This window comes from Lysinibacillus sp. GW821-FHT14F06 (assembly GCF_058803665.1).
This window is the reverse complement of record NZ_JBXAPF010000003.1, coordinates 21895-47717: the sequence shown is the minus strand read 5'-3', so window position 1 is coordinate 47717 and position 25823 is coordinate 21895. Positions and strand designations below refer to the sequence as shown.

Sequence of the window (25823 nt, the reverse complement as noted above, 5' to 3'; positions counted from 1 at the left end):
TATAGTAATTAATGACGTAAAAGAAGGTGAGAAATTGAAGGTAGAACGTGTGGAACTGATGGACGCATTGAGAGGTTTTTCGCTAATCGGAATTTTAATAGCAAATATGCTGTATTTCCAATTTGGTTCATCAGGAGTAGAAATTATTGAATCGGCGAGTGGGCTTAATAAAGTAAGTTATTATTTTGTGAAAATTTTTGTAGAAGGGTCATTTTATCCGATTTTTGGTTTTGTATTTGGTTATGTTTTGATAAAAATGATTGAATCACGCGAGGCTTTGGGGGTAAAGTACAAAAATATTGTGTTTCGACGGGCAATTGGTCTATCTGTATTAGGGGCTATACATATTGCACTTGTATGGGAAGGAGACGTTTTATTAACATATGGCTCCACTCTTTTCATGTTGTTATTATTTTTCTTAAAGCGTCGTGTGAAAACATATTTTGTGTGGGGCTTTATTTTAACAGTAATCCTTGGAGTGGGGACTTTTTTTGGCAGCAGTTTTATACAGCTCGTAAAGCCTTTAACGGCAGCGGAAATCATGATATACCAAAATGGTACATATGCAGAAATACTGACGCAACGATTAGGTGAATTTATTGTAGAGGGTGGTGGCTTTACACTATTATTTATCCTACCAATTGGCTGGCTTTTCTATGTTGGCATAAGCTTTCTTGCAGTTGGTCCATTTGTATTATTTGGAATGGGAATGGCAAAAAGGGGTGCATTTTATCAGTTAGAAAATAGCACTAAGGCATATAAAAAAGTGGCGCTACTCATACCCGTGGGGCTATTGCTGAAGGGGATCATTATTTTTGAAACGCCGTACAGCTTATTTATTTTTTCGGCAGGGACATATGTGTTAGCGATTGGTTACATTGCCTTATTTGCATGGCTATTTAGTCGCTATCAAACGCAAATGAACCATTATTTTTCCCCAATTGGAAAATTATCGCTTACAAACTATTTAATGCAATCGATCATTTGTACAATTATTTTTTATGGATACGGTTTTGGGCTGTTTGGGAAATTGGGTATATTTGTTGGAATCCTTTTATCGGTCATCATTTATGGCATTCAGCTAAAAGCAAGTCAATACTATTTAAAGCGTTTTTCACTCGGTCCAGTAGAAACAATTTTAAGGTGGTTCGTTTATTTTAAAAATCCTAGGAAATTGGATTAAAATTGCGCATCAGATGGAGCTATGATGGTACTGACCACCTAGATTTCCTCAGGGGATACAAATAGGAAGTGCAATCTAGAGAATAGACTGAATGAGAATTGAAGGAGTTTCAGCAAACTATTGACCCAGCCTATAAATTAAATGTTTGGATTGATGGCAAAACATACAATGAAATCATAAAAACAATTAATTTTAATACGAATGAACGCAATTAATATACATTACTCAAAGAAGAACGAGGTTTTATGTCACTTTCTTGGTCTGTTACTTGTAAATAATCAATAACTGTAGCCATCTAACGGTGTCAAATTTGGTAAATGAATATGCATAACAGTAAAGCCAAGGTTTTGAGCCTAGGCTTTTTGTTTTCACTTCATTAAAAACCACTTTATCCCTTAGTAGTATATTTATAACCATCAAAGAATTTTCCAACAAAATAATACGCCCATATGATAAATTAAGATTTTTGTAAGAAATGAGAAAGAAAATAGATATTTTTAATGGATAAAATAAAAACATGGAAGAAGGAGGAAAAACATGACATACATCATTCAAACAAATAATTTAACAAAGATATATCAAGAAAAGGAAGTGGTTTCAAATGTGAACATGCATGTAAAAAAAGGAGAAATTTATGGTTTCTTGGGTCCTAATGGTGCGGGCAAAACAACTGTTATGCGAATGGTTATGAATTTAGTTAAACCCTCCAGTGGAGAAATTGAAATTTTTGGAGAGAAAGTGAATCTTTATTCCTATGAAATGCTAAAGCGTATGGGAAGTATCATAGAACATCCTGTTTTTTATGACAAATTAACAGCACAGGAGAATTTAGATCTTCACTGTGAATATATCGGGTATTATAACAAAGATGCAATCAGATCTACTTTAGATTTGGTACAACTAAAAAATATTGAAAATAAGGCTGTAAAGGATTTTTCTTTAGGAATGAAGCAACGCCTTGGAATCGCTCGTGCAATTTTAACGAAACCTGAAGTATTGATTCTGGATGAACCAATAAATGGTTTAGATCCATTAGGAATAAAAGAATTTCGGAAACTTTTTCAGTTGTTAAGTAAAGAATATGGCATGACATTGTTAATATCCAGTCATATTCTCGGTGAAATGGAGCAGATTGCTGATACAATCGGTGTTATTAAGGATGGAAAGCTTATTGAAGAAGTATCAATGGAGAAGGTTCGCCTTCAAAAAACAGAGTATATCGAATTGAAAACAAATAATGTTAAAAAAGCCGCATATGAACTCCATAAAACGTTAAATATCACTAATTTCAAAGTGCTTAATGACACAACGATTCGTATTTATGATATGAAAACGTCCCAAGGAGAATTATCAAAAACGCTTGTTTTAAACGGTGTTTTAGTCGAAGAAATCAATAAAAAAGACTATTCGCTGGAGGATTACTTCTTGAAGATTATCAATGGGGGCGAGATTCATGTTTAAACTCATTGATCTTGAGATTAAGAAATTCAAATTGTTGAACTATTGGAAAGGAGTGTTTATAGCAAACCTCGGATTCATTGCATTCCTTTGTATGATTTATATACTGGAAAAAAATGATGGTGTTATTCCTTTCGAGGATTTTGAAATGGCAGCGAATATTATTAGCTCTACAGTACGTGCAACATTCACTATTTTTGCATCAGTTATCATTGTTAAATTAGTGATAGATGAATTTAAAAATAAATCAATTGACATTATGTTTACATATCCGATTAGTCGCAAAAAAATAATGACTGCCAAGTTAATAATTGTTGTTGCTTTCACTTTTATAAATGTGTTGTTGTCTACATTATTTATTGAAGGACTGTTCTATTTAGCAGATGAATTATTTAATATTTTACCAGGAAAAATTAGAATAGATGAAATTTATAGGAATATATTGATAACTTTTGTTAACTCTCTGGCTACAGCAGGAATGAGTCTTATTCCACTTTTATTTGGGATGATTAAAAAATCTGCATCCACTACAATTATCTCGTCAATTTTTATTGTTGCTTTGACAAGCACGACTAGTAGTAACTTTACTTTGTTTTCAATTATTGCAATACCTATTTCTCTTGGATTAATTGGTTTACTTATAGGATATTTGTCGATCAGAAATATTGAAAAACAAGATTTAGTCTAATTTTTTACATAAAATGTTTTATTTAAGGGCGGTAATAATGGATGAAAAAAGTAATTATAGGCGTTATATTGATTTGCATCGTGGTTTTAATGGGTTACTTATTTATGGGACCAGGGTATGCAAAGGTAACAGTAAAAGAAGAAAAAGAGATTGATATCAAAAATATTAAAGTAATTAATTTTGAAACTACTGCTGCTGATGTTGAGATTAAACCAGGTCCGACTAATAGTATGACAGTGAAATTAGAAGGAAACATCCAAAAGAAACTTAAAGATAAATTTCGTTTAAAGATAGTAAAAGAAGATGACCTTCTAAAAGTTTCATACATGACAAATGAAAACAGATTAGGTTTTAAATTAGGGAGCGAAAAAAATGTTACCTTACAAGTAATTTTACCTGAAAGGATTTATAGAGAATTGTCAGTGTATACAACCTCTGGAGATATTGATATGAGGCAGATAACAGCTGAAAATATTAAGTTAAAAACGACCTCTGGAGGTCAAAATATTGAAAAGATTAAATCACAAAATAATATATCCATAAAATCTTCTAGTGGAAATGTAGATATAGAAGAATTAGGCTCTCTAAACGGACAGATAAATACAAAATCCGGAAAAGTTACGATGATATTAGAAGAAATGATAAGTACACTTGATATTGTAACAACAAGCGGGGATGTTAAGACAACTTTCAGAAAAAATCCTAAATCACTCAAAATCGATTTTAAAGGAAATTCTGGGAAGCCAGACATTAGGCTGAAGAATATCATGTATGAAGATAAAGATGAAAATAGTGTTATTGGAGTAATAGGGAACGGTATGAATACATTAATCGTTAAAACCTCTTCTGGTGATTTAACAGTAAGATGAAACCTTATTGTAAAACGAGTGAAATATTACATCAATACTTATGAGTAATGTTGTTACAAAAATAGATAACCAGGCACTCATTTAAAAGTGAGTACCTGGCCTTTTTGAATATTTTTGAGAATTAAATGTGTTTAAAAGTATTTCCGATTCAAGGTGTAATGATCTGCTTTTAGTTTTCCTATACACTGTTTTGTAAAAACTGTATACATATACTTGCTAATTCAGCGGGAGATTCTTTTGCTCCATTCTCTATCCATGTGTAAAGAATTGACCAAAATATTCCAATAGTAAACGCATTTGCATAAATTGCAGTGATAGGTTTAAATTCTTTGTTAGTTAAATAATTTTGATTAAGCTTAGGAACATACTTTTGATATTGCTTAAAAATATATAACATTAGTTCGTTGTTATACATAAGTTTAAGAAATGTTAAATGATTACTCCAAAATAAAAAATGATTATGAATTAGCACTTCATATTTAGAAGAAAAATAATTTTCTTGAAAGGAGGAGTACTCTAAGAATAACAAATTTATAGATTCCTCAAGCACTTCTTCTTTATTTTTAAAATATCTATAAAAGGTTTTTCTTCCTACGCTAGCTTCCTGCGTTATTTGGGTAACAGTGATTAGCGTAAACTTATATTTTTCCATAACGGAAAATAGACCATTAATTATATCTTCTTTTTTTCCCATCTTTTCTCCTGACACACTTACTACCAATGTGTTTCCATTGATTGCAAATCCATTATTTCATTTATAGACTATACTTATATGACACATCTGTGTCAACGAAAGTAGGGAGAAAAAATGTATAATTATAGCAAATGGTATTCTATAAATGGTGTTAACCAATATGTTCAAGTAGTAAGTACTAATTTGGATAATCCTATTTTAATATATTTACATGGCGGGCCTGGTGATGCGGCACTACCTCTTGTTGAGTATTTTAATTCAGATTTATCTGAAAACTATACTTTAATCATTTGGGAGCAAAGGGGTGCTGGAAAATCATATTATAGGTTTATAGAAGATGAGCATATTACGATTAATGACTTTATTCTTGACTTGAAGGTCTTAATTGAAAAACTTCTTGTTGAGTTCAATAAAGAGAAAATATGCTTATTGGGGCATTCTTGGGGAAGCATTATTGGCATGAAATTCATTATTTCGTATCCAGAATTGATACATTTTTATATTGGAGTTGGACAAGTTATTTGTTCCCAAAAAATGTTTGAAAAAAGTAAAAAATACATTGTGAGTCATATTGATAATCATCGCCTTAAAAACAGAATTACTTCTCTAAACACAAAGTTTAATCAAGATAATTGGTATGGTGATTTAATGTTTTTTATGCGTCAACTAATCAAGCAAGGTGTTTCTCTATATGGAAAAAGTACGTATTTATCATTATATCGCTATTTTATTTTTTCCAAAAACTATTCATTTATGGATTGTATAAAACGACTAAAGGGTTCTGAACAGTCCATCGTTAAGCTATGGCACGAAGTATCAGAAATTGATTTTTCTGCTTATAAAAATTTTAAGGTTCCAATAGCTTTTATCGAAGGTGAGTATGATTATCATGCTTCCTCCGAAATAGTCTTTGATTATTATCGAAGTATTAGATCTTCTAAAGTCTATTTCAGTATAAAAAATACCGCTCATTTTCCCCAGTGGACAAGGTCTGACACCTTTAATTCGATAGTAAATTCTTTGAATAGTTCTAGTTTTTCAAACAGTAATGAGATAATGGAATTCTAGTACTTTATTCAAATAGGTAATACTTAGCTACTCAGGTATTTCATAAATAGATATATTAAAGATAATCTAGACTTACCTAATAACTATGGTGGAAATTTGAATGCATTATGTGATTGTGTTACGTGAAATGGATATTTTGAAACTAACTTGACTATCAAACAGATTTTGATTTAAGTAAAGTACATCAATCAGACAATATAAAAAATGTATTACCTAGTTTAGTTAAAGAAATTATTAAACTTCTTGAAAATGCTAAAAATGAAAATGTATTTGATTGAATATGATTAATACTAAAAGCAATCCAGATTAATTTTTAAAGTGTCTTTTTTACCTTGTTTAAACATCTCAGTTAGGATAAAACCAAAAGAAGTTGTTAAATATCCTTCTTTGATTTTTGGGGGATCTAGTTTGAACCATGTATTAATAGAAAGGGATGAGAAAAGTATAGATAAAGTAGAATTACCTGAAGAGGGAAAAATGAAGAAAATGGTAGAGAGAAGAAAAGTAGAAATTGATATTGATAAACAATATGAAATTGATAAAAACAAATTGGCTTTTAAAACAGATCAAAATGGAGAAATTAAGGGGTCATATAAACTAACTCATAGTACTCAGAAAGATGAGAAAAAAATAATTTATGCTTTTTTAGAGGATGATAATAGCCCAATATTAATTGATATTGGTGGCCAGAAAGAGCAGTATCATATAATTGAAGTCCCTAAAAATAGTGAAAAGAAGGTCAACTTTACACTAACAGGTATCCCTTCTGGGGAACATATAGTTTACATATTCGGTGAAAAGTATTTAGAAAAGGATATTCAAGATGAATTAGAAATTAAACAGACACAAGAAGCTGTTACACAAAACTATTTTGCTTTAAATGTTTTAAATAAAAGAGCTAAATCTTCAACAATTGAAGGGAATTATACCCTGCTAAAAAAGGTAGGAGAGTCTATAACAGGTATAAATATTTTGGAATTGTACGAAGATAAAAGTTTATCAAAAGAAGTGGATATCATTGATAATAATCAAGAATATTATTTAGCCATTAATAATCCAAGTAAATATAATTTAAAATCACATTTAAAATTAATTACTGAATATGGGATCGAAGAGTTAAAAAAAGCAATAGTTCTTAAAAATTCCAAGATGATATTACCCATTACTTTAGAAAGAATAAGCGATATAGGGACTGTCAGATTTATTTTGGTAGGTAAACCAATGGAGGATATTGATGTTACATTTCCTGCTAGAATAATCGAAAAATCAAATCGATACTTTGTTAATAAAAAATAATTTGGCGTTATGTTGTATTCACTCTGTCAAATTCCGCCACATTAATTTTTAATTGGATATAATTCATTCGCTTAATTTATGAATGGGATTTTTGTAATGAATCTAGAATGTTTTTTTGTACATTAAAATGTGAGGACCATATTTTGTGAAGTTGTTGAGATGTTTTAATTAATTTGCATAGTGGAGGTCGTGTATGAAAATAAAAGAAGATGGCTACAAAGTAATAATTGATAACTTTGTATTTGATGGGCAAGTTGAACAAGATAATTTTTGCACTAAATGTAAGTTCAATCTAGTTTATTATGATGATTTTGATGCTTATTTCTGTCCGAAGTGTAATAGTTGGATAGAATCAAAGTGTAGTGACTCGAAATGTAAATACTGCTTTAAACGACCCGAAAAACCTTTACCCAACAAATAATGAAAGATAGAAAAAAGAGACAGACTCGTTTTTTTGTTCAAAGGTTGTTTAACAGGATTTGAAATTACATAATATTAATATAAGAATTGGTTACATTTAGTTAAAAATGTATATTATTCAATACAATAGAATTATATTTCTTTTTAATCCATTTGTTGGATACAATTATATTTTCTAAATGGGTATACTGTTTTAGATGCATCTTTTCCCTTCTGCACAAAGGGTTAAGGTGTGGAACATCACTTAAATGATTAAGTGGTGTTCTTTTTATTTTATGACCCTAAAATTACTTGTAAAACATCAGCGGGCAGCAATATCTATGATAATTATTTAGTAAGTACTACATTGCATTGCAAAGAGTAAATTATACTAAAAGGTAAATTTGTCGTAACAAAAAGGATAGGTTTAGCAGATATATCATTTTACTGCCAATCTATCCTTCTTCTTTTGCCTTTAAAATGTTTGATATTTAATAATTATAAAAAAGAGTCAATAATTTTATGGAGGAATACTCAATGTTTCAATCATTTATTCAAAGATTAACAATCTCTATTATTTCTGCAATAATTTTTTCTTGGATCTTAAGTTTATATTTTGGCTATACCCCGATGGAGGGGGAAATAAGTGAAACAAGCGGGTATTCATCTAAAACATTATTCTGGATGTTTATTGGATATTCATTTGTTATCTATGGGATTTTGGGAGTTATTATTTCTTGGATCATCGACACTAAAATTCAAAAACAATTAAACCAAGTAGTACTCTATTGTGTGAGCGGAGCAATCATAGGAGGAATAGTATACTTATTAACTTCTGCTGTTATGTATATGAATAGACTTCTTATTTTTATTTTGATTGGAATTTTTGCAGCACTTTTATACTTTATACTTCTGAAAATATTCAATTTGATAGTTTTCCAAATGACGAAACTCGACCTCTTTACAAAATAAATATGAGTTAGCAGGAACTTTTTGAAGGGAAACAGAATTTAGTATCTAAGCTAGATTAATCATTTAAAACTACAAAATGAAATTATAAAGGAGACATTGTTCATTTAGGTAGTCTTCCTAAGCTATTACTGAAAAAGGAAAGTCATATCAAAGTGTATGCTCATCAACCGTATAAACCTAAAATTCCAAGGAGAAGTACCTCTGAAAAAGATGGACATCTTGAGAACCCTCCTAGGGGCAAGTTGAATGAAACCTTAAAAGATGGGCAAGAATTACCGTATTGTGATGGAATTCATGTTGATTGCTGGGGTTTCAATGTATAGTATCAATGGAGTAGTTAATGAAGCTCAGCTTTCTTTAAAGAAATTCCTAGATTTCGATAAAGAATCTGGGATTTGTTACCACAGAGGTCTATCAAGGGAAATATTAAGGAACAAATTCAAAAATAATTTGATTTATTCAATTTTGGAGGTGTGGAAAAATGGCTTTTCAATCAAAAAATATTTTTATTAATTTACCTGTAAAAGATTTAAATAAATCTATACAGTTTTTTCGGGAGTTAGGTTTTGAGTTCAACCAGCAATTCAGTGATGAGACTACAGCCTCTATGATTGTTAGCGAAAATATTTTTGCATTACTCATGATAGAAAACCGTTTCAAAGAATTTACTAAAAAGGATATTACGGATACCTCAACTTCTGCAGAAGCGATTTTTTGTTTATCAGCTGAAAATCGGGAGCAAGTGGATATGCTAGTAAATCAAGCAATGGCGTCTGGTGGAACATTCTATAGTGACCCTCAAGATCATGGATTCATGTATGGATGGGGTTTCCATGATTTAGATGGACATATCTGGGAAGTAGTTTATATGGATGAAAGTGCAATAAATTAGAAAAGAGCTCGGTATTTTTAAATCGACTAAATCTTGAGAGTTTTAAAAGGCAGCAGAGTAATATGGATTGAGGATTTTTAGGCTATCAGGATGAATTTCTAGAAACCTTCAAAACAAAAAGAAAGCGTTTAGGTCGTAATTAACGGTTAGGATATGCAAATCGAGGTATTATTAAGGCCAGTTTGCATCCTAACCATTTTCAGTTAAAAACAAGATGGTCTCAACAAATTTGATGACTTTGTATATCTAATTTTTTGACTTAATATAAATAAATATTTTTTTGCTATAGGTTAAAAACATATAGATTAGAAAGACATTGATAAAAAAATAGAGCATATGAAAATGAGTTTGTGTAAAAATAGTTGGTGTAAAGAATGACCATGCTGATTGTATTTCTTGTTGCCCCTTATAGCTGACCCAACGAATTGGTCCTCCAAAATCATTAGATGGATAAGATACGAGAAATATAGAAAAGATGGTTAAGCAAATACTAGTCCACAATAATTTCTCTTTACTGGTTATTTTCATTTTAACACCTAATTTCATATTATTTATTATTTGAATCTATTGGTGGTGCTGAAAAAAGCAGGTGAGATTAATTAATTCTCCTTCTCATCCTTCCGCCCTATATAAGATTTACAATAAACTGGTATTAGGACTATAATAGCAACTATTAAAATTAGTTTAAGTGTATATTGATTGGAAGGGTCTCTATTATTGCCCATAAAGAGAAAACCAACCGTCAATCCAATAATAGTACTTAAGCTACTTGTTAGAATGTTTCTCAATTTATATACACCTCCTCTGTATTAATTGAAGGTCCTTTTAATTGATAATAGGTAACCTCGCATTTTTTACCCAATCCATAATAAAATTTTCTTGTCGAGGATTTAACTTAGAAGGTAGCTCATTTCTAGCAAAAAATTTATGTTCTCTGCATTCCTCTGATTCTTGTAATAATTCACCTTTAAAATCCAATGCTTTAAAAATAATTTGAACACTATAAACTTTATCTTTATTTGGATATTCTACAAAGCAACCTTTACCAGAATAAATTCCAAAAAGCTCTAAATTATAAACCTCTAAACCAGTTTCCTCAAAAACTTCTCTAATAGCTGTTTGTTGAAATGTTTCACCTAATTCCATTAAGCCACCAGGTATACACCAATTATCTACGTCTAGTCGATGCTGTAGTAATATTTTATGATCCCTTTCAATAATGACACCACAGCCTATTGTCATTAATGTTTCATGTCCAATAAAATTCCTCATAAATTGTATATAATTCATAGTTATAAAACCTTCCCATAGTAAAATAATATAACAACTGTATCAAATTTCCTGTTTCATGTCATCGGAAGTCTCCTAAAAAGGATAAGGTATACGTTTTTAAATAAATTTTATTATCACAAAAAAGAACCTACTAACTTTTTGACTTAAAAAGTAGCAGATTCTATGATGCTTTCATTTACTAGAAGTGATTCGTTTATACAGATAAGCTTATTTTAGTATGCCAGTACTTATAATCGATGTTTGTACATGAATATCAATTTCTAGATTTTTTAGAATTTTATCTGTTAATTCATTTGTCCATTGCCCATGATAATTCTTACGGAAATTTTCACTTAATCCGATTGGATCGATATTTTGTTCAATTGTTTTTTGAATAAAGTTTCGAATCTCTCGTTCAAATTGGTTACTAACATCTTTTTCAAGCTTTGATAATGTTAATGCTGATATATACATCAGTGTAATGATAATTGTTAAGAAAAAACCGAAAAAGCGTAGAACTCGCAGTAATGATGCTGTTGTCCAACGATTATAATAGTCCTCAATTAAAATGAACATTTCAAAAAAGGATGTTGGGCATATAATTGCTGATTGACTATTATCCATATAAACAGCGATTCTTCCATCAATTAGATACTGACTAACACTATCTGGTCGGACAGTCATATAATATTGTGGAAAAGGTGACAAAGGGTTGTCCTCTATTAATTGTTTCAATATAGAGATATCAGTAATTGAAGGGTAATTAATATTGTTAATGCGATGTTTAAGATTTTCTAAATTCTTGTGATTAGGGAATTAAAGCCAACTAATTTTCGTTTGGTATAATACTAGAAGACAGGATAGTTTAGGAAGAATAGAGGTGAATAATAAAGTGGAGTATATTCAAATGACAAGCAATCAGATTGAACAGGAGCATATATGCTGTGCACTTGGCGCTAAGCAATACGAGCAAGCAGTAAAGGAAAAGAAAAAATGGTTAATGGACCGTATAAACGATGGGTTGGTTTTTTATCGATTAAATGAACGTGCGAAGGTTTTTATTGAATATTTACCTGCACAGCATGCTTGGGCTCCTATTGAGGCACCGAATTATATGTATATAAATTGTCTATGGGTTTCAGGTAAATATAAAAATCAGCATCATGCTAGACGACTACTCGAAAGGTGTATAGAGGATGCACAAGCGCAGGGAATGGATGGGATTGTCCATATCGTAGGAAAGAAAAAGCTTCCTTTTTTAAGTGATAAACGTTTTTTTGAGCATTTAGGATTTAAAATTGTAGATCATGCAGCACCTTATTTTGAGCTAGCTGTCTATAAATTTAACGATGAGGCTATTGAGCCATCATTTAAATTACATACGAGCAATCTAAAATCTCATTATGATGGTATTAGCATATACTATACGGCTCAATGTCCCTTTGCTGTAGGTGTTATAAATGATTTAAGGGATACTGCTGAGAAAAATGGCATTTCCTTTCATGCTTACCAGCTAACCACAAAAGAAGAAGCACAGAATGCTCCTATTATTTGGACAACCTTTGGATTATTTTATAAGGGGCAGTTCGTGACACATGAAATTATGAGTGTCAACAAATTTGAAAAGTTTTTAAAAACATTATGAGTAAGTATTTACGCCCTTTTCAAGAATAGTAATATCACAGCAAAAACACAAATACCTAACAAAAACCCGAGGCTAATTGACCAAGAAAAAAAATCAAAAAAGATATATAAAAGAATTGTTGTAAACAAAAAGCCGAGAGCGATACCAGATAACTGTTTTTTGACATTCATTTCTATCTCTCCTAACATAATAAAAATTGCTCATAGTACTGTCTATATTATAGAGTATATCCATAATTTTGGGTAATTGGTAGAGAATGCGTTATATACATCCATATGTTTATAGGAAGGTGGTAATCATTTTGAAAATAAGCAAACAAAATGCAGAGCATTATAGTTGGGGAGAGTTATGTGATGGCTGGCATTTAGTTAAAAATAATGAGCTTAGCATTATTCATGAGCGTATGCCAGCTAAAACAGCAGAAATTAACCATTATCATCAACATGCACAACAATTTTTCTTTATGCTATCTGGCACCGCAATAATCGATATTGAGGGTGATTCTATTATTTTACAAAAAGGCGAAGGAATTGAAGTTCCACCGCTAACAGCGCATCAAATGCGAAATGATACAGGAGAGGATATAGAGTTTTTAGTTATTTCACAGCCTAATAGTAGAAGCGATCGTATTCCACTATAAGATGATGTTCATTCTTTTGCATGAGGTATTCACTTCCTGAGTCTATTATAGTAAATGAGACAAAGGGTAGGGGAGATGCTTACAATGAAAATTACTAGAATAAGGTTATACGCATATGATTTACATAAAATGAAGGATTATTATAGTACACAATTAGGATTTACATTAATAAAAAATACAGATGCTTATTTTACTGTTGCCGTTGGTGAAAGTGAAATCACGTTTGAAAAAATCCCTGTTTTTGTACAAAAGCAATATCATTTTGCTTTAAATATTCCATGTAATTTATTTCAACAGGCAAAAGGTTGGGTAAAAGAGCATGCGGAAATACTGTTTTCAACTGAAGAAGATGAAGTATATTTTGACACCTTGAAGGCCTTTTCCTGTTATTTTTATCTTCATTCAGTAGGTGTACAAACACCTACTGAATGAAGATAAAGCCTCCGGCGGATGTCACGGATTTTAAAAGGAATGAATTGTGCGGGCACAATTCAAAATCCGGACGCAATTACGCCAAGGCTAAATTGATAACCCAGAAGAAAATATTATAGAGCTTATTGCAAGACAGGAAGTAAATCCTAAAATAGATGCCATGTCTTTTTCATCGGAGCATGTGCTAAGCATCGGTGAAATGAATATCCCAACAGATACTATTCATTTAGTAGCAAATACATTAAAAGAATATGGGATTATACCAATGAATAATAATGAAATCCGCGCTGATAGTCTTACGTTTATGGGAAATTATGAGGATGGAGCAAATTTATTATTAGGACCAAGTGAACGTGTATGGTATTTTTCGAATAAAAAAGCAATAGTCAGTCCAATGGAGATAGAAATTAACAATCAACTACAACTACGTATGAATGAGAAAGCTGAGTTTACAATTACGCGACTATAAAAACATTGTCTACTAGATTAGATAACAAAAGCACTTATATTTGAAGCGTGATCCCAATGCCTGGATATGAGGTTATTTTATGAATAGTTGAATAAAGGAGTCCTATTTATTGAAAGCAAAAAGTGTTAAACTGTATGAATTTGGAAATCCTCTGGAGGTTTTAAAGTTTGAAAATAAAACGATTAAGCCTGCACAAGCACAAGAAATTCTCGTTCGAATGCTAGCACGACCTATAAATCCATCTGATTTAATACCAATTTGGGGCAAGTATGCTCATCGAATTTCTTTACCTACTATTCCTGGTTATGAGGGAGTAGGAATAGTAGAGGATATAGGTCCATCTGTTTCTCAAAATCTTATCGGTAAACGTGTCTTACCTTTACGAGGAGATGGGACTTGGCAGGAGATTGTTCAAACAAGAGCAGAATTTGCTGTACCAATTCCAGATTCAATAGATGATTTTACTGCAGCTCAAATGTATATTAACCCCATGACGGCTTGGGTTACTTGTGCAGAAGTACTAAAACTACGATCAAATGATGTTTTATTAGTGAATGCCTGTGGATCTGCTATCGGTCATATTTTTGCTCAGTTAGCAAAAATAATTGGTTTTCAGCTTATTGCGGTAACGAGAAATAATAGATATACAGACGATTTACTTCAGCTTGGCGCTTCCTATGTCATAGATACCTCTATCACACCGCTCTATGAGACAGTGATGGAAATTACCAATGGCAGGGGTGCTGATGCTGCTATTGATTCCATTGGAGGAGTAGTTGGTAACGACCTTGCTTTCTGTGTAAAACCTGGAGGAGAATTTTTAGCAATTGGTCTATTATCAGGTGTACAAGTGAATTGGCAAAGTATTGTGAAGGAGGCTAATGTTAAGGCCAATATGTTTCATTTAAGACATTGGAATAAGCAAGTCTCGGTAGAAAGATGGCAAGATACATTTCATCAATTAATAAGCTTAGTGAATAGTGGTATGTTAAAAATGATGGCAGTTGATTCTCATTATGATTTGTTAGATATCCAAAAAGCAATAAAGGTTGTGGAATCGTCCAAAACAACTAAAGGAAAGATTTTTCTAACAAGCTATTAAAATCTTGAAAAGAAACGAAGGGCAAGTTGCTATACCCTTCGTTTTTTATTATCAATGTATTTCTTAAAATAAATCCGTTGATAAATAACGAAGACCAGTATCAGGAAGGATGACCACTATCCTTTTTCCTTCGTTCTCAGGACGTTTTGCAAGAACTGTAGCAGCGAATAAGGCAGCACCTGATGAGGTACCTACTAAAAGACCATCTGATTTCGCTACTGTACGAGCGGCTTCATAGGCTTGAACAGTTTCTACTTCAAGCACTTCATCAATGATCTCTAAATGAACATTCGATGGAACGCGTGCCGCTTCAGCGTCAGAGAAGCGGTGAACACCCGTGATTTCAATAATATCTGGATTATCGACGGTTGCAATGGAGTTAATAGCTGGCTCTACACCTATAATTTGAATATTGGGATTTTTAGATTTTAAGAAGGCGCCTGCACCACTTATTGTCCCACCTGTTCCTATTGAGGCTACAAAAATATCAATATCACCGTCCGTATCATCCCAAATCTCAGGACCTGTTGTTAGCTTATGAATGTTTGGGTTGGCCTCATTGTCAAGTTGATTGAGAAATACTACATTTTCCTCTCGATCAATGACGGTTTCTCTAAAAACTTTAATTGTTTCCACAAAATCACCATCTGTTTCCTCAAAGGCTGCTACCATTTCTGGAACATCAGAAAATGGCACTACCTCAGTTCCATATGCCTTCACAACCTTTGTACGCTCCTCACTTACCCCATCCTGCATGTAAATCCGCAGCTTATAACCTTTTGCGGCTGCAATTGCCGCTAAGCCAATACCAGTATTTCCACTTGTCGTTTCAATAATTGTTTTGTCCTTTGTTAAAACACCACGAGCTTCAGCATCCTCGATCATAGCTTTCGCAATACGATCCTTCACACTATTAGCTGGATTAAAGTATTCTAGTTTCACAATTATTTCGGCTTCTAGCTGTTGCTCTTTAACATATTGATTTAAGGCCAAAAGTGGAGTATGCCCAATTAACTCCGTAATGGATTGCTTTATTTTATTTGCAATTACTTGACCCATCCGATCCACTCCTTTTTACCTACTTAACAAACTTGAATTGTAGGAATTAAACGAATCTTATCATTTGAAACTTTTTTGAGCAATGATATTCCTAATAGAAAGATTTAAAAGGCTGATAGAAATAATTAATGTATTCGTAATATCAACTTTTTAATTATGCAAATTCATTTTTGAAAAATGTAGGTAAAATTTGGTGAAAATTTTCTCGCTGCTTAAAAATAAAATCCTTACATTGGTATTTTTGGAAAGCCCATAAATCAGTTATGATAAATATAGTTGATGTTTGCATGGGAGGAAAGAAATGAAAGAGACAATATCTGAGATTTGTATAACTGCGGAAACAAAAATAACAATGATGAAGCAAAGACCTGTCAATTATTTATTGCAAGCAATTTTAGGTGGTCTTTTTATCGGCTTTGGCATATTGCTTATTGTTACAATTGGTGGTTTGTTTGATCCTGCTGGTGTACCAAGTATGAAGGTTGTACAAGGTTTATCATTTGGCGTGGCGCTTAGTATGGTTATGATGGCTGGTGCAAATTTATTTACGGGGGATAATTTAGTTTTAACGATTAGTACATTATCCAAAAAATCTACACCCCTAGAAATGATAGGTATTTGGACATTTAGCTACATAGGAAATTTTTGTGGCTCCCTATTAAGCGCTGGTTTATTTTTTTATGCAGGGCTTGCGGTGGGAGACACAGCTGCTTATATTGAGAAAATAGCGGCTGTTAAGATGAATGCTGGATTTATTGCACTTTTATGCCGAGGAATCTTGTGTAATCTGCTTGTCTGCTTAGCAGTATGGTGTGCCTATAAATTAAAAACAGAAATTGCGAAGTTAGTCATGATTTTTTGTTGTATTTTTCCATTTATTACGGCGGGTTTTGAGCATAGCATCGCCAATATGACATTGTTTTGTCTTGCTCTTTTTATACCTCACGGTGAACTTGTATCGTTTGCGGGAGCCATAGCCAATTTAGTACCTGTCACAATTGGAAATATAATTGGTGGAGCAATTATTGGCATTATTTATTGGATAAATAGTAGAGAAAGATTTTAAAATAATGAAATTTTAGAATGTCGTTTATAAAAGTAGTAGAGAAGTCTATTATGATTCTATAGCTAGGACTCGTTCTTTTGATATTTTGACTTTAAAATAAATCCTAGATAGAATGGAAAGAAGAGTGGTATATGTAATACTACTTTCTTTTCCTACAATGATAACAATGCTAAGAAATTTATAGATAGAATGAAGAATGATAGAGAGGAGGAGGACAAAAATGGGGCAGGAAGTGAACCAACATACCATTCTTCAAGCAATTTTGGAGCTGTCTACGCAAATGCAGATTATGAAATCTGATCTTCAGCATCAAATTGAAGCGGTGGAAGTTAGATTAGTAAAAAAGATTGATGCGGTTGAAAGAAGATTAGAAGAAAAAATTGATGCGATTGAAAGAAGATTAGAGGAAAAAATTGATGCAGTTGAAACTAGATTAGAAGAAAAAACAAATTTACTGCAAAGCAGATTAGATTCAGTAGAACAAAATTTAAGTCAGAAAATAGATAGTATGGATACGAAGATGGAAATATTATCTCTTGAATTACTTGACACAAAAGCGGATGTACGTATGCTGAAGCGAGCAAAATAAATTTTAATTACCGTATCCTTCGAGGCTACGGTTTTTTTATCTACATGAACAGGCAACTCCAGGCCTTTACTCCAGAATTAGTGTAGTAGAAGGTGTATAAACAGGAGTATAGCCTGCACTTAGGGATGAGAAAACATCTCTAATTCACTTTATGGTATAATTTTTTTGAAATACATGGTCTAGAGGAGTGACAACATTGTTAAAAACAGAGGTATTTGAACAATTAAAAAAGGCGATGAGAGAAAAGGATGCATTGGCAAAAGGCGTATTGTCGCTTTTGAAATCTGCCTTAGATTTAGCGGAGAAGGAAAAGGGAGAGGTTTTATCCTCTGAAGAAGAAATTGCTATTATCAATCGCGAGGTCAAACAAACAAATCAGGCTTTAGAGGGTGCCCAAAATGCAGGTAGAGCTGATTTAATTGAAAAAGAGGAAGCGAAATTAGTGCTATTAAAATCATTCTTGCCGAAGCAATTAACGGAAGAAGAAGTTGCAGAAAAGCTAGCAGCGGCTGGAATAGTAAAGGGAATGGGCATGGGAGACGCAATGAAAATTGCAAAACCTTTGTTAACAGGCCAAGCTGAAGGTGCTGTTATTTCAAAAGTTGTGAAGAGTATTATTTAATTTAACAAAGAAACGAATTTCCTATTGGATAGGGAAATTCGTTTTCTTTTATAATAGGATTTTAATCCAACTGTTGCTAATTAAAAAAAATAAGAGTACACTATTAATTAACCACTGGTTAAATTAGGAGGGTAATATGTCACCGCGCAAACCATCAACACAGGAATTAACAAAAGAAATGATTATACATGAAGCACATAAACAATTTATCGCGAAGGATTTTCACCATGTATCGATGCGCAGTATTGCAAAGGAGATTGGCTGTAGTCATGGGGCGATATACTATCATTTTAAAAATAAAGCCGAAATATTTTATGCTATTTTAGGTGATTATTTTTCAGAATTAAATACTACATTAGATACTACAGTGAATGGTCCTGAAGATAGTTCTACTAAATTGAAGCATATTTTTGTAGGCTATATGGCATTTGGTTTAAATAATCAAAGTCAATATGAATTAATGTTTATGGTGAGGGACAAAGAAATTGACGGACTCTCTCAAGAGGCAGCCAACCTTAGTTATGAAAAATTTGCACAATCCGTACAAGCTTTAGCAGAAAAGGAACTGCTGCTTTCAGATATCCATTCTACATTTATTGCGCTGCATGGATTTGTAGCACATTACCGTCATTATGTTAAAAATTATGAGGAAGCAATGACAGCAGTAGATGTACATGCAAGATTTCTTCTCAAGGCATTAATTAATGATTAGTTCTAGGTACAATTATCTAGAACTATCTTTAAGTTCTTATTTGACCAGTGGTTAATTAAAGGGGGAATTATAATGAAAACAGCTTTAGTTATCGGAGCATCTGGTGGAATGGGTTATGCTCTTGTAAATGAATTAGTAAGCCGACAAGTAAAGGTGAAGGCATTTGCACGACGCAAAGAAAAACTAGTTGCATTATTTCGCCATTCCAGGAATGTTGAAATCATTGCAGGTGATATTTTTAATGAACAAGATATTAGTCAAGCATCAAAAGGAGTGGATGTTATTTTTCATGCAATAAGTTTTCCATATCAGGATTGGGAAAAGCTCCATATACCGTGTCTGGAGATGGTGTTAAAAATAGCTGAAAACCAAGGAGCGAGGATTGCACTTGTCGATAATATATATGCATATGGGAAACAATCGCTCATTGGTGTTACTGAGGAGACAGAGAAGAGCCCACATTCAAAGAAGGGAAAAATTCGGTTGGCTATGGAAAATAAATTAAAAGAGAGCCATGTACCTTCCCTAATTGTTCATTTCCCAGATTTGTATGGACCAAATGCAGAGAATACCATACTGTATGAAACATTAAAAAATGTTGTACAAGGTAAAAAAGCTAATTTTGTTGGAAATATGCAGGTGAAGAGGGAATTCCTTTATACTGTTGATGGTGCAAAGGCTATGGTTGAACTAGCGTTAAGAGAAGATACATACAATCAAAATTGGAATGTGCCAGCTACACATACTATTTCCGGGGTACAATTAGTAGAAATTCTAAGCGAATTAACAGGTTACAAGAAAGGGATCCGAACTATATCTAAAGGAATGATACAATTAATCGGAATCTTTTCTCCGTCCATGAAGGAAGTGGTTGAAATGTTTTATTTAACAGAAGAGCCAGTCATTTTAAGTGGACAAAAATATGAGAGAGAAATTGGTCCTTTACCACGTACTTCTTATAAAGCTGGTCTAGAAGAAACCATTTCATGGATGCAACTGAAGAAAGGATAATACCAACAGCCATAAAAAATCCGCTATATTTCTGAGAAAGTATAGCGGATTTTATGATGAAGAACGATTTTAGTTTTTATAACTGAAATTTTTGTATGATATGACGAAGCTGTTGAGCCATCTCCGCTAAATTATTTGAAGATGCAGTAATTTCTTCGATGCTGGCAGATTGTTCTTCAGATGCTGCTGCTACATTTTGAATATTTCCAGATGCCTGAACGGCTACTACGCCAACTTCTTCTACAGAATTAGCAATGCTATTCACGCCTTGATTCATATTGGTAATGATCGTATTGACATGATTCATTTCCTGTGTTAGCTCCAGAATATGTGCATTAATTTCTCCAAAGGCCTCACCAGATGCATGAAAGGTTGTTGAGCTTTCCACGAGATTACTGCTGCTAATTGCCATAGATTTTACAGCCTGTGTAGACTCCTCTTTAATGGTTTCAATACGTGTTCGAATACTGTTAGTTGCTGCTAATGATTGGTCAGCAAGCTTACGTACTTCTTCTGCAACAACGGCAAAGCCCTTACCATGTTCTCCAGCTCTTGCTGCTTCAATAGATGCATTTAACGCGAGTAAATTGGTTTGGTCCGTAATTTCGTTAATTAAGGTCACGATATCACCAATTTCATTCGTGTATGTACTTAAACGTTCCACGACTACTGAAGTCTCTTGAATAGCAGTAGAGGTGATAGCCATTTTCTCAGTCGCACTTTGAATTGTTGTATTGCCTTTTTCAGAAATAGTGGATGCACTGACAGCCTTTGCTGCCACATCATTAACGCTTGAAACCACTTCAGCCATCTTTGTAGAGATTGTTGAAATATGATTTTCTACCTCTTCAATGGAGGAGGTTTGCTTTTCTGAACCAGCTGCAACTTCCTGCATGGAAGATGTAATTTGCTGTATGGATGCACTTGTTTGCTCAGAGCTTGCTGTTAATTCCTCTGACATGGCAGCTACTTGCTCAGCATTTTCAGCGATTTGCTGAATAAGTAATCTTAAATCTTCTGTCATATTTTCGATGCCCGCAGAAAGCTGTGCGATTTCATTGGACCCTTTCATTTGTAGAGGTTCAACAGCTAAATCTCCCTTGGCTACCCTGCCAACATAACCAGTTATTTTTTTTATTGGTTTTGTAATACCAATGCTAATGAAATAAGCGACAATAATCCCTAATAAGATAAAAATCACAGTCATAATGATACATATCCAAAGTGTCTCTGTTTGCAGCTTAGAAATAAAGGAAGCATCCATATCTATACCGAATAAAATATCTGTGTTTTTAAATGGTATGAAAATGGATTTATGAATACCATATTCATCTTGATAAATATCGCTTGTTTGTGTAGAAGCAGAGTCTATAGCGACATTCATTTTTTCATCGAAAACATAATCTTCTTTGTAATTATCTTTATTGCTTAAAGCGACAATATGCTCCTTTCCATTAGAGCGGGAAAGGATATACGCATTTTCAATATCGTATTTTTTAACTGTGCCATTTAATTGCTTTAGTAGTTGTTCATATTTTTGAGGATTCCCGTTGTCTGCAGCAATGACATCATTTTTTTCTATATCTTCAAAAATAGAATTAGACACAATTTCTAATGATGACTCAAACTGTGTAATAACAAAATTATCGATAATTCGATAAGACGTTATGAATAGTACCACACTAAATATGATAGAAATAAGAGCAATGGGAATGGTAAAACTTGCAATATATTTATAGAGTAAAGAACCCTTTAATTTATTTATTATATTCAACTTTGGCATCCTCCAATACTTGCAGCTTTTGTTGCAGGAAATGAATCATATCACGAATATGTTCTGTTTCAGTATAGGGAGAAATAGCAAAGAATTTTGCTGCTGCAACTGGCATTTGTTGATTTGTATCACTTGTGCTGACAGTGCAAACACGTGTTGTATCACCGAAAAATACTTCGTCTCGATCCTCTCCTATGATCTCAAATAAAGAGGCATTCATCGCATTTATATATTCAATTTGGTCTTGTCTATAACCACCTGCCTGCTCGGTGTGCCAATTATAGCCTTCTGGATATAAACGAAAGGCTGTAACGGGTCCAATATTCGTTTCATTCACTACTTGCAGCATAGGTGCATGCTCAGCTAATTGTGCACGGAATGCTAAATTAACACGCACATAATTGGCTAATATTTGTTGATAACCTTCTTTACCAAATGCCTGTAAAGCTGCATAAATAGCTATCGAACTTCCCATTCGTGAGCACTCTAATGTATAACCTGTATGGTAGGAGCCATAACCGCGATTGCCGACGTATGGTGTATCAAAGTCCTCAATATCAAGTAACTGTAGACTGTTACCTTCTTTTATTAAGAATAGACTTGTTAAATACGGTGTCTGACCAAGTTTTTGGAAGTCAAAGCATAGACTATCTGCGATTGCTAGATGCTGCATACGTGTACGAATATTTGCTAGTTCCTGTAATACATCTGCCTCTAATTGAAGAGGATTTGCAGTAAAGTCGTAATCGTTGAAAAATGCGTAAAAGCCTCCCAGAGCGGAATCGGCATGGATATGTATTGGTTTTAAAGCATATTTCTTCTCAAGCCCATTAGTGACCTCTTTAATGGCTTGTACATCATCAATAGCAAATTGATCCGTAGCACCTGTCGTGGCTACTATATAGACTGGAATTCCACCGTTTTCGATAACCTCTGTCATTCGATTCTGTAAATCATTGATATCCATGGAATGATCTTTTCCAGCTTTTACACGAATTAAATGTTTGCTTCCTATACCTACTGCTTCCACAGATTTTAATAGGCTATAATGTGCATTTTCTGATGCAAAGCAATATAAATTATTTGGAATACCATCTTCCTTTGCCTGTGGAAATTGCTTAGCAATGGCAAGACGAAGACCACTAAATACAGCCCCTTGACCACCCCAAGTTGTATAGCCAAAACTTTTAGTATAATCATAGCCTACTAACTTCGACATCATTGCTATAACTTTTACTTCGCACTCTGCGGCAGCAGGTCCATATACATCCCATAGATTGTTACCGTTCAGGAGGGCATTTGTAAACTGACCCAATATACCGGGGATGCTGGCCATTGGTAAAACATTCGTGACAAAATTACGCGTATGATAAGGATGTCCTTGCATCAATTGTGTAAGCTCTTCTACAACCTGATCGAGTCCAACACCTGTATTTGCTATTTGATTGTCTTGCATTAATTCTTGGTAAAAATTAGAGGAGCGCTCTTTCATTGGTCCAAGAGACGTTTTATTAGGATTTTTTAATGCATCTAGAGAGGAAACAATTTTCTCTAATAGCGATAAAAATTTTTCCCTTTGCTGGATATTTCCATCTTCACTTTGGAATAATTGTTGGATTTTTTTCATATTCATCATCCTTTGTAGTTCATATTTCCTCTATTTTTTGTTCTTCAAAAATAGGTCGTTTTTCTAAAATTATAATAACATAAAATAACAAAAAATGAATTTATATTTTCCTAGAAAAATATTATTTTACATTTCTGAATAATCCGATTTGTTTTGGAGGAAATATGAAAATTATTATTAAGATGTATGATTTTTAAAAAATATATCTTTATAAGGTTTTTTAGACCGTTTATAAGCAGATTATTACAAAAAATGAGGAAAAGAGATTTTTATGAAGATGAATGGAAGTTATTGAAATTACTATTTTAATAATAGTTTTGAAATGAAATAATAATTAGAAAATTGTAATACTTTTAGACTATTTATCATAAAGATTGATAAATAGAGCGACACACTTTAAATAGTAATCTGCTATTCATGAAAAAAGAATCTGCATTACTTGTGCAGATTCTCTGATTTGTCCTGAAGCTCTTTGATGGTGACAAAGCGGTAACCATCCTCAGAAAGTGATTGCAAAATACCTTCAATCGCTTGCAGTTCATTGTCTGTATTGTCATACATGGGATGCATTAAAATAATCGAGCCAGGTTGTATATACTCTTTCACATAGTTAATTTTTTCATCAGGCGTTGAATAGAAGGAGTCAGGCTCCGAATTCCACGTTATTGTATCACGATTTGTTTTACTTAAATAAATCGGAAATCCCAATAACTTTTTCCCATATGGCGGTCGAACAGGTGGGATTTCTGAATAGCCAATACTTTTTATAAGCTCATCTGTTTTTTCTATTTCATTTTTGTAAAAGGTAGAGCTTTTAAAGACCATTCGCTTATGAGAATAGGTATGATTGCCAATTTGATGACCAGCATTCACAATTTTTTTGCCCTCTTCTAAATTTTTTTCAATATCCTTTCCAATTAAAAAAAAGGTTGCTTTAGCGTCATAGTCATCCAGTAATGCTAAAATGGCGCTGACATTTTTAGCTGGGCCGTCATCAAAGGTTAGTGCTACAACCTTGTCTGTAGTGTCAAGATGAGAGGTAATTTTGCCAAAAAGTTGATAGTCTCTAGCATTCATTAACTTATAGGCACTAAATGCCAAAACAACAATGATTATAATAACAATTCCTACATAAGCAATTTTCTTTTTCAGCGTTAATCCCCCTTGCTATTTATTTTATTTCGAAAAAAGTCTTACATATATTTCTGAAAAATTGCTACTGATCAATACTCATTGTATGAGGAGACATGGTGTGACAATCATTCAGTCGTGCAGGTTATATAATGTTCATCTAATAACTACAATAAATAAAACGCATTTGTGTATATAACTTTCTAAAAAATGAGGTGTACATGATGTCTAATGATATGCTTCTAGCTGAAGGTCAGTCAAAGGGTAGTCGATTGCGTAAAATATGGTTTGTTGTAGTGTTATTGTTTATATTAGTGACTGGCGTTATTGTACTTTACTATTTATTGAATAAGGATTTAAATTTTGAAACCTATAAAACAGTTGTCGGTAAAACCACTGAAAACAGCCTTGGAAGCTTGACCTTAAATGAAGTAATAGTGGATGACAATCAGGTTTTATTAAACGCTACCTTTAAACCAGAAAAGGATACACATTTCGAATATCAAATTTTCTTCTTTCCACAAGTTTTGATTAATGGAAAAGAGTTTACCGTAAGGAATGGAGGGCAGTCCATTGCACAATCGGATAAAACCTATACCATTTACAGCAGCGTCAAATTAAGTGAATTACCAAAAGATGAAACATTAAATTTAGATATTCGCTATAATGACTGGAACGGGAAAAAGGCGATTGACGAGCCATGGAACTTTCAAGTAGAAGCATCACAGAAGCAATTACAAGAAGATAGGAACGTTTTTTCAGTGAAAAAAAAGGTGAAGCTAATAGATGGCCAACAAATAACGATTGACAAGGTTGTTTCTACTCCAATATCAACAACAATTTATTTTCATTCTGACACAGCCCTGAATGATGCTATACAATTTAATATTCAATCTAGATCAGGAGAATTATGGCGCATTGACGCAGCGTATCCATTAAATGAAGGCTATACAAAATGGGGAGTTCGACTCGATTCCCTATATTTGACAGAAAAAAATTATCATTTAATTCCAATAGCTACAGGCGGAAATGACCTTGGTTCAAAAATTAAAATTACAAAAAAATAAGAAATATTTAAAGCTCTGCTGGATCATTTTTTAATCTTTACAATACTTTAATCTAAAAGTACGATTCCACCATGTAAGATAATGAT

The 25823-nt window shown here is 32.9% G+C and carries 27 protein-coding genes and 1 pseudogene; 19 read left to right on the top strand and 9 right to left on the bottom strand.

Annotated elements, in window-relative coordinates:
- Positions 1-34: 34 nt before the first annotated feature.
- The 4 genes from AC1RNS_RS03955 to AC1RNS_RS03940 all read left to right on the top strand — a co-directional run bounded on the left by AC1RNS_RS03955 (position 35) and on the right by AC1RNS_RS03940 (position 4198).
- A complete protein-coding gene (locus tag AC1RNS_RS03955) occupies positions 35-1183 on the top strand; it encodes a DUF418 domain-containing protein (protein WP_492990930.1) in 1149 nt (382 codons plus the stop codon).
- 537 nt (positions 1184-1720) lie between these two features.
- Positions 1721-2644 (top strand): ABC transporter ATP-binding protein, encoded by a 924-nt coding sequence (locus tag AC1RNS_RS03950; protein WP_492990929.1) that lies wholly within the window; start codon positions 1721-1723, stop codon positions 2642-2644.
- Entirely contained in the window at positions 2637-3329 is a 693-nt protein-coding gene (locus AC1RNS_RS03945; RefSeq protein WP_492990928.1) for an ABC transporter permease, read from the top strand. Before AC1RNS_RS03950 ends, AC1RNS_RS03945 begins: the two co-directional genes overlap by 8 nt.
- A 41-nt stretch (positions 3330-3370) precedes the next feature.
- Entirely contained in the window at positions 3371-4198 is an 828-nt protein-coding gene (locus AC1RNS_RS03940; protein ID WP_492990927.1) for a DUF4097 family beta strand repeat-containing protein, read from the top strand.
- Positions 4199-4376: 178 nt separating this feature from the next.
- On the opposite strand, the gene AC1RNS_RS03935 is transcribed toward AC1RNS_RS03940, so the two are convergent.
- Positions 4377-4892, bottom strand: coding sequence for a TetR/AcrR family transcriptional regulator (locus AC1RNS_RS03935; RefSeq protein WP_492990926.1), 516 nt, complete (start codon positions 4890-4892; stop codon positions 4377-4379).
- Positions 4893-5006: 114 nt separating this feature from the next.
- Between AC1RNS_RS03935 and AC1RNS_RS03930 the strand changes: the two genes are divergently transcribed.
- The 4 genes from AC1RNS_RS03930 to AC1RNS_RS03915 all read left to right on the top strand — a co-directional run bounded on the left by AC1RNS_RS03930 (position 5007) and on the right by AC1RNS_RS03915 (position 9519).
- Complete coding sequence (locus tag AC1RNS_RS03930; RefSeq protein WP_492990924.1) at positions 5007-5960, top strand: alpha/beta hydrolase; 954 nt, start codon at positions 5007-5009, stop codon at positions 5958-5960.
- A 408-nt stretch (positions 5961-6368) separates the two neighbouring features.
- Positions 6369-7256: a hypothetical protein gene (locus AC1RNS_RS03925; RefSeq protein WP_492990922.1), complete on the top strand. Its 888-nt coding sequence runs from the start codon at positions 6369-6371 to the stop codon at positions 7254-7256.
- 936 nt (positions 7257-8192) lie between these two features.
- Positions 8193-8627 (top strand): hypothetical protein, encoded by a 435-nt coding sequence (locus tag AC1RNS_RS03920; RefSeq protein WP_492990920.1) that lies wholly within the window; start codon positions 8193-8195, stop codon positions 8625-8627.
- Positions 8628-9108: 481 nt separating this feature from the next.
- Complete coding sequence (locus AC1RNS_RS03915; RefSeq protein WP_492990918.1) at positions 9109-9519, top strand: VOC family protein; 411 nt, start codon at positions 9109-9111, stop codon at positions 9517-9519.
- Between the two features lie 599 nt (positions 9520-10118).
- On the opposite strand, the gene AC1RNS_RS03910 is transcribed toward AC1RNS_RS03915, so the two are convergent.
- From AC1RNS_RS03910 to AC1RNS_RS03895, 4 genes and pseudogenes are all read right to left on the bottom strand, one after another.
- Entirely contained in the window at positions 10119-10307 is a 189-nt protein-coding gene (locus AC1RNS_RS03910; RefSeq protein ID WP_492990917.1) for a hypothetical protein, read from the bottom strand.
- A gap of 37 nt (positions 10308-10344) precedes the next feature.
- A complete protein-coding gene (locus AC1RNS_RS03905; RefSeq protein ID WP_492990916.1) occupies positions 10345-10809 on the bottom strand; it encodes an NUDIX hydrolase in 465 nt (154 codons plus the stop codon).
- 210 nt (positions 10810-11019) lie between these two features.
- Positions 11020-11265, bottom strand: a complete 246-nt coding sequence (locus tag AC1RNS_RS03900; RefSeq protein WP_492991183.1) for a Ger(x)C family spore germination C-terminal domain-containing protein — start codon at positions 11263-11265, stop codon at positions 11020-11022.
- Positions 11257-11589 (bottom strand): annotated as a pseudogene (locus AC1RNS_RS03895) (spore germination protein); the annotation flags it as partial. The pseudogene AC1RNS_RS03895 and the gene AC1RNS_RS03900, both read right to left, overlap by 9 nt.
- Positions 11590-11683: 94 nt before the next feature.
- On the opposite strand from AC1RNS_RS03895, the gene AC1RNS_RS03890 reads away from it, so the two are divergent.
- From AC1RNS_RS03890 to AC1RNS_RS03870, 5 genes are all read left to right on the top strand, one after another.
- Entirely contained in the window at positions 11684-12436 is a 753-nt protein-coding gene (locus tag AC1RNS_RS03890) for a GNAT family N-acetyltransferase (protein WP_492991181.1), read from the top strand.
- A 301-nt stretch (positions 12437-12737) separates the two neighbouring features.
- Positions 12738-13076, top strand: a complete 339-nt coding sequence (locus tag AC1RNS_RS03885) for a cupin domain-containing protein (RefSeq protein WP_492990914.1) — start codon at positions 12738-12740, stop codon at positions 13074-13076.
- An 84-nt stretch (positions 13077-13160) separates the two neighbouring features.
- Positions 13161-13508: a VOC family protein gene (locus AC1RNS_RS03880; RefSeq protein WP_492990913.1), complete on the top strand. Its 348-nt coding sequence runs from the start codon at positions 13161-13163 to the stop codon at positions 13506-13508.
- 160 nt (positions 13509-13668) lie between these two features.
- Positions 13669-13977 carry a hypothetical protein gene (locus AC1RNS_RS03875; RefSeq protein WP_492990911.1) on the top strand — a complete coding sequence of 103 codons (309 nt, stop codon included), beginning with the start codon at positions 13669-13671 and terminating at the stop codon, positions 13975-13977.
- Between the two features lie 109 nt (positions 13978-14086).
- Positions 14087-15079 carry a zinc-dependent alcohol dehydrogenase family protein gene (locus AC1RNS_RS03870; RefSeq protein ID WP_492990910.1) on the top strand — a complete coding sequence of 331 codons (993 nt, stop codon included), beginning with the start codon at positions 14087-14089 and terminating at the stop codon, positions 15077-15079.
- A gap of 63 nt (positions 15080-15142) precedes the next feature.
- Here the strand turns inward: AC1RNS_RS03870 and AC1RNS_RS03865 are convergent, their stop codons facing one another.
- A complete protein-coding gene (locus AC1RNS_RS03865) occupies positions 15143-16138 on the bottom strand; it encodes a PLP-dependent cysteine synthase family protein (RefSeq protein WP_492990909.1) in 996 nt (331 codons plus the stop codon).
- A gap of 301 nt (positions 16139-16439) precedes the next feature.
- On the opposite strand from AC1RNS_RS03865, the gene AC1RNS_RS03860 reads away from it, so the two are divergent.
- The 5 genes from AC1RNS_RS03860 (at position 16440) to AC1RNS_RS03840 (ending at position 20138) form a co-directional block, all read left to right on the top strand.
- Positions 16440-17204, top strand: a complete 765-nt coding sequence (locus AC1RNS_RS03860) for a formate/nitrite transporter family protein (RefSeq protein ID WP_492990907.1) — start codon at positions 16440-16442, stop codon at positions 17202-17204.
- Between the two features lie 220 nt (positions 17205-17424).
- Positions 17425-17793, top strand: a complete 369-nt coding sequence (locus AC1RNS_RS03855; RefSeq protein ID WP_492990906.1) for a hypothetical protein — start codon at positions 17425-17427, stop codon at positions 17791-17793.
- 196 nt (positions 17794-17989) lie between these two features.
- Positions 17990-18415 (top strand): GatB/YqeY domain-containing protein, encoded by a 426-nt coding sequence (locus tag AC1RNS_RS03850; protein WP_492990905.1) that lies wholly within the window; start codon positions 17990-17992, stop codon positions 18413-18415.
- 136 nt (positions 18416-18551) lie between these two features.
- Complete coding sequence (locus tag AC1RNS_RS03845; protein WP_492990904.1) at positions 18552-19127, top strand: TetR/AcrR family transcriptional regulator; 576 nt, start codon at positions 18552-18554, stop codon at positions 19125-19127.
- A gap of 72 nt (positions 19128-19199) precedes the next feature.
- Positions 19200-20138: an SDR family NAD(P)-dependent oxidoreductase gene (locus tag AC1RNS_RS03840; protein WP_492990903.1), complete on the top strand. Its 939-nt coding sequence runs from the start codon at positions 19200-19202 to the stop codon at positions 20136-20138.
- A gap of 76 nt (positions 20139-20214) precedes the next feature.
- On the opposite strand, the gene AC1RNS_RS03835 is transcribed toward AC1RNS_RS03840, so the two are convergent.
- The 3 genes from AC1RNS_RS03835 to AC1RNS_RS03825 form a co-directional block, all read right to left on the bottom strand.
- Positions 20215-21921: a methyl-accepting chemotaxis protein gene (locus tag AC1RNS_RS03835; RefSeq protein WP_492990902.1), complete on the bottom strand. Its 1707-nt coding sequence runs from the start codon at positions 21919-21921 to the stop codon at positions 20215-20217.
- On the bottom strand, positions 21896-23539 hold the full coding sequence (locus tag AC1RNS_RS03830) for a pyridoxal phosphate-dependent decarboxylase family protein (RefSeq protein WP_492990900.1): 1644 nt from the start codon (positions 23537-23539) through the stop codon (positions 21896-21898). The genes AC1RNS_RS03835 and AC1RNS_RS03830 overlap by 26 nt, the downstream gene beginning before the upstream one ends.
- Positions 23540-23974: 435 nt before the next feature.
- Positions 23975-24691 carry a polysaccharide deacetylase family protein gene (locus AC1RNS_RS03825; protein ID WP_492991179.1) on the bottom strand — a complete coding sequence of 239 codons (717 nt, stop codon included), beginning with the start codon at positions 24689-24691 and terminating at the stop codon, positions 23975-23977.
- A gap of 203 nt (positions 24692-24894) precedes the next feature.
- On the opposite strand from AC1RNS_RS03825, the gene AC1RNS_RS03820 reads away from it, so the two are divergent.
- Entirely contained in the window at positions 24895-25737 is an 843-nt protein-coding gene (locus tag AC1RNS_RS03820; protein WP_492990898.1) for a DUF4179 domain-containing protein, read from the top strand.
- Positions 25738-25823: the final 86 nt, after the last annotated feature.

Coding starts and splice junctions, on each gene's coding strand:
- AC1RNS_RS03950 (WP_492990929.1), top strand. CDS start 1,721: ATGACATACATCATTCAAACAAATAATTTAACAAAGATATATCAAGAA.
- AC1RNS_RS03945 (WP_492990928.1), top strand. CDS start 2,637: ATGTTTAAACTCATTGATCTTGAGATTAAGAAATTCAAATTGTTGAAC.
- AC1RNS_RS03940 (WP_492990927.1), top strand. CDS start 3,371: ATGAAAAAAGTAATTATAGGCGTTATATTGATTTGCATCGTGGTTTTA.
- AC1RNS_RS03935 (WP_492990926.1), bottom strand. CDS start 4,892: ATGGGAAAAAAAGAAGATATAATTAATGGTCTATTTTCCGTTATGGAA.
- AC1RNS_RS03930 (WP_492990924.1), top strand. CDS start 5,007: ATGTATAATTATAGCAAATGGTATTCTATAAATGGTGTTAACCAATAT.
- AC1RNS_RS03920 (WP_492990920.1), top strand. CDS start 8,193: ATGTTTCAATCATTTATTCAAAGATTAACAATCTCTATTATTTCTGCA.
- AC1RNS_RS03915 (WP_492990918.1), top strand. CDS start 9,109: ATGGCTTTTCAATCAAAAAATATTTTTATTAATTTACCTGTAAAAGAT.
- AC1RNS_RS03905 (WP_492990916.1), bottom strand. CDS start 10,809: ATGAATTATATACAATTTATGAGGAATTTTATTGGACATGAAACATTA.
- AC1RNS_RS03900 (WP_492991183.1), bottom strand. CDS start 11,265: ATGTATATATCAGCATTAACATTATCAAAGCTTGAAAAAGATGTTAGT.
- AC1RNS_RS03880 (WP_492990913.1), top strand. CDS start 13,161: ATGAAAATTACTAGAATAAGGTTATACGCATATGATTTACATAAAATG.
- AC1RNS_RS03875 (WP_492990911.1), top strand. CDS start 13,669: ATGTCTTTTTCATCGGAGCATGTGCTAAGCATCGGTGAAATGAATATC.
- AC1RNS_RS03865 (WP_492990909.1), bottom strand. CDS start 16,138: ATGGGTCAAGTAATTGCAAATAAAATAAAGCAATCCATTACGGAGTTA.
- AC1RNS_RS03860 (WP_492990907.1), top strand. CDS start 16,440: ATGAAAGAGACAATATCTGAGATTTGTATAACTGCGGAAACAAAAATA.
- AC1RNS_RS03855 (WP_492990906.1), top strand. CDS start 17,425: ATGGGGCAGGAAGTGAACCAACATACCATTCTTCAAGCAATTTTGGAG.
- AC1RNS_RS03845 (WP_492990904.1), top strand. CDS start 18,552: ATGTCACCGCGCAAACCATCAACACAGGAATTAACAAAAGAAATGATT.
- AC1RNS_RS03840 (WP_492990903.1), top strand. CDS start 19,200: ATGAAAACAGCTTTAGTTATCGGAGCATCTGGTGGAATGGGTTATGCT.
- AC1RNS_RS03835 (WP_492990902.1), bottom strand. CDS start 21,921: ATGCCAAAGTTGAATATAATAAATAAATTAAAGGGTTCTTTACTCTAT.
- AC1RNS_RS03830 (WP_492990900.1), bottom strand. CDS start 23,539: ATGAAAAAAATCCAACAATTATTCCAAAGTGAAGATGGAAATATCCAG.
- AC1RNS_RS03820 (WP_492990898.1), top strand. CDS start 24,895: ATGTCTAATGATATGCTTCTAGCTGAAGGTCAGTCAAAGGGTAGTCGA.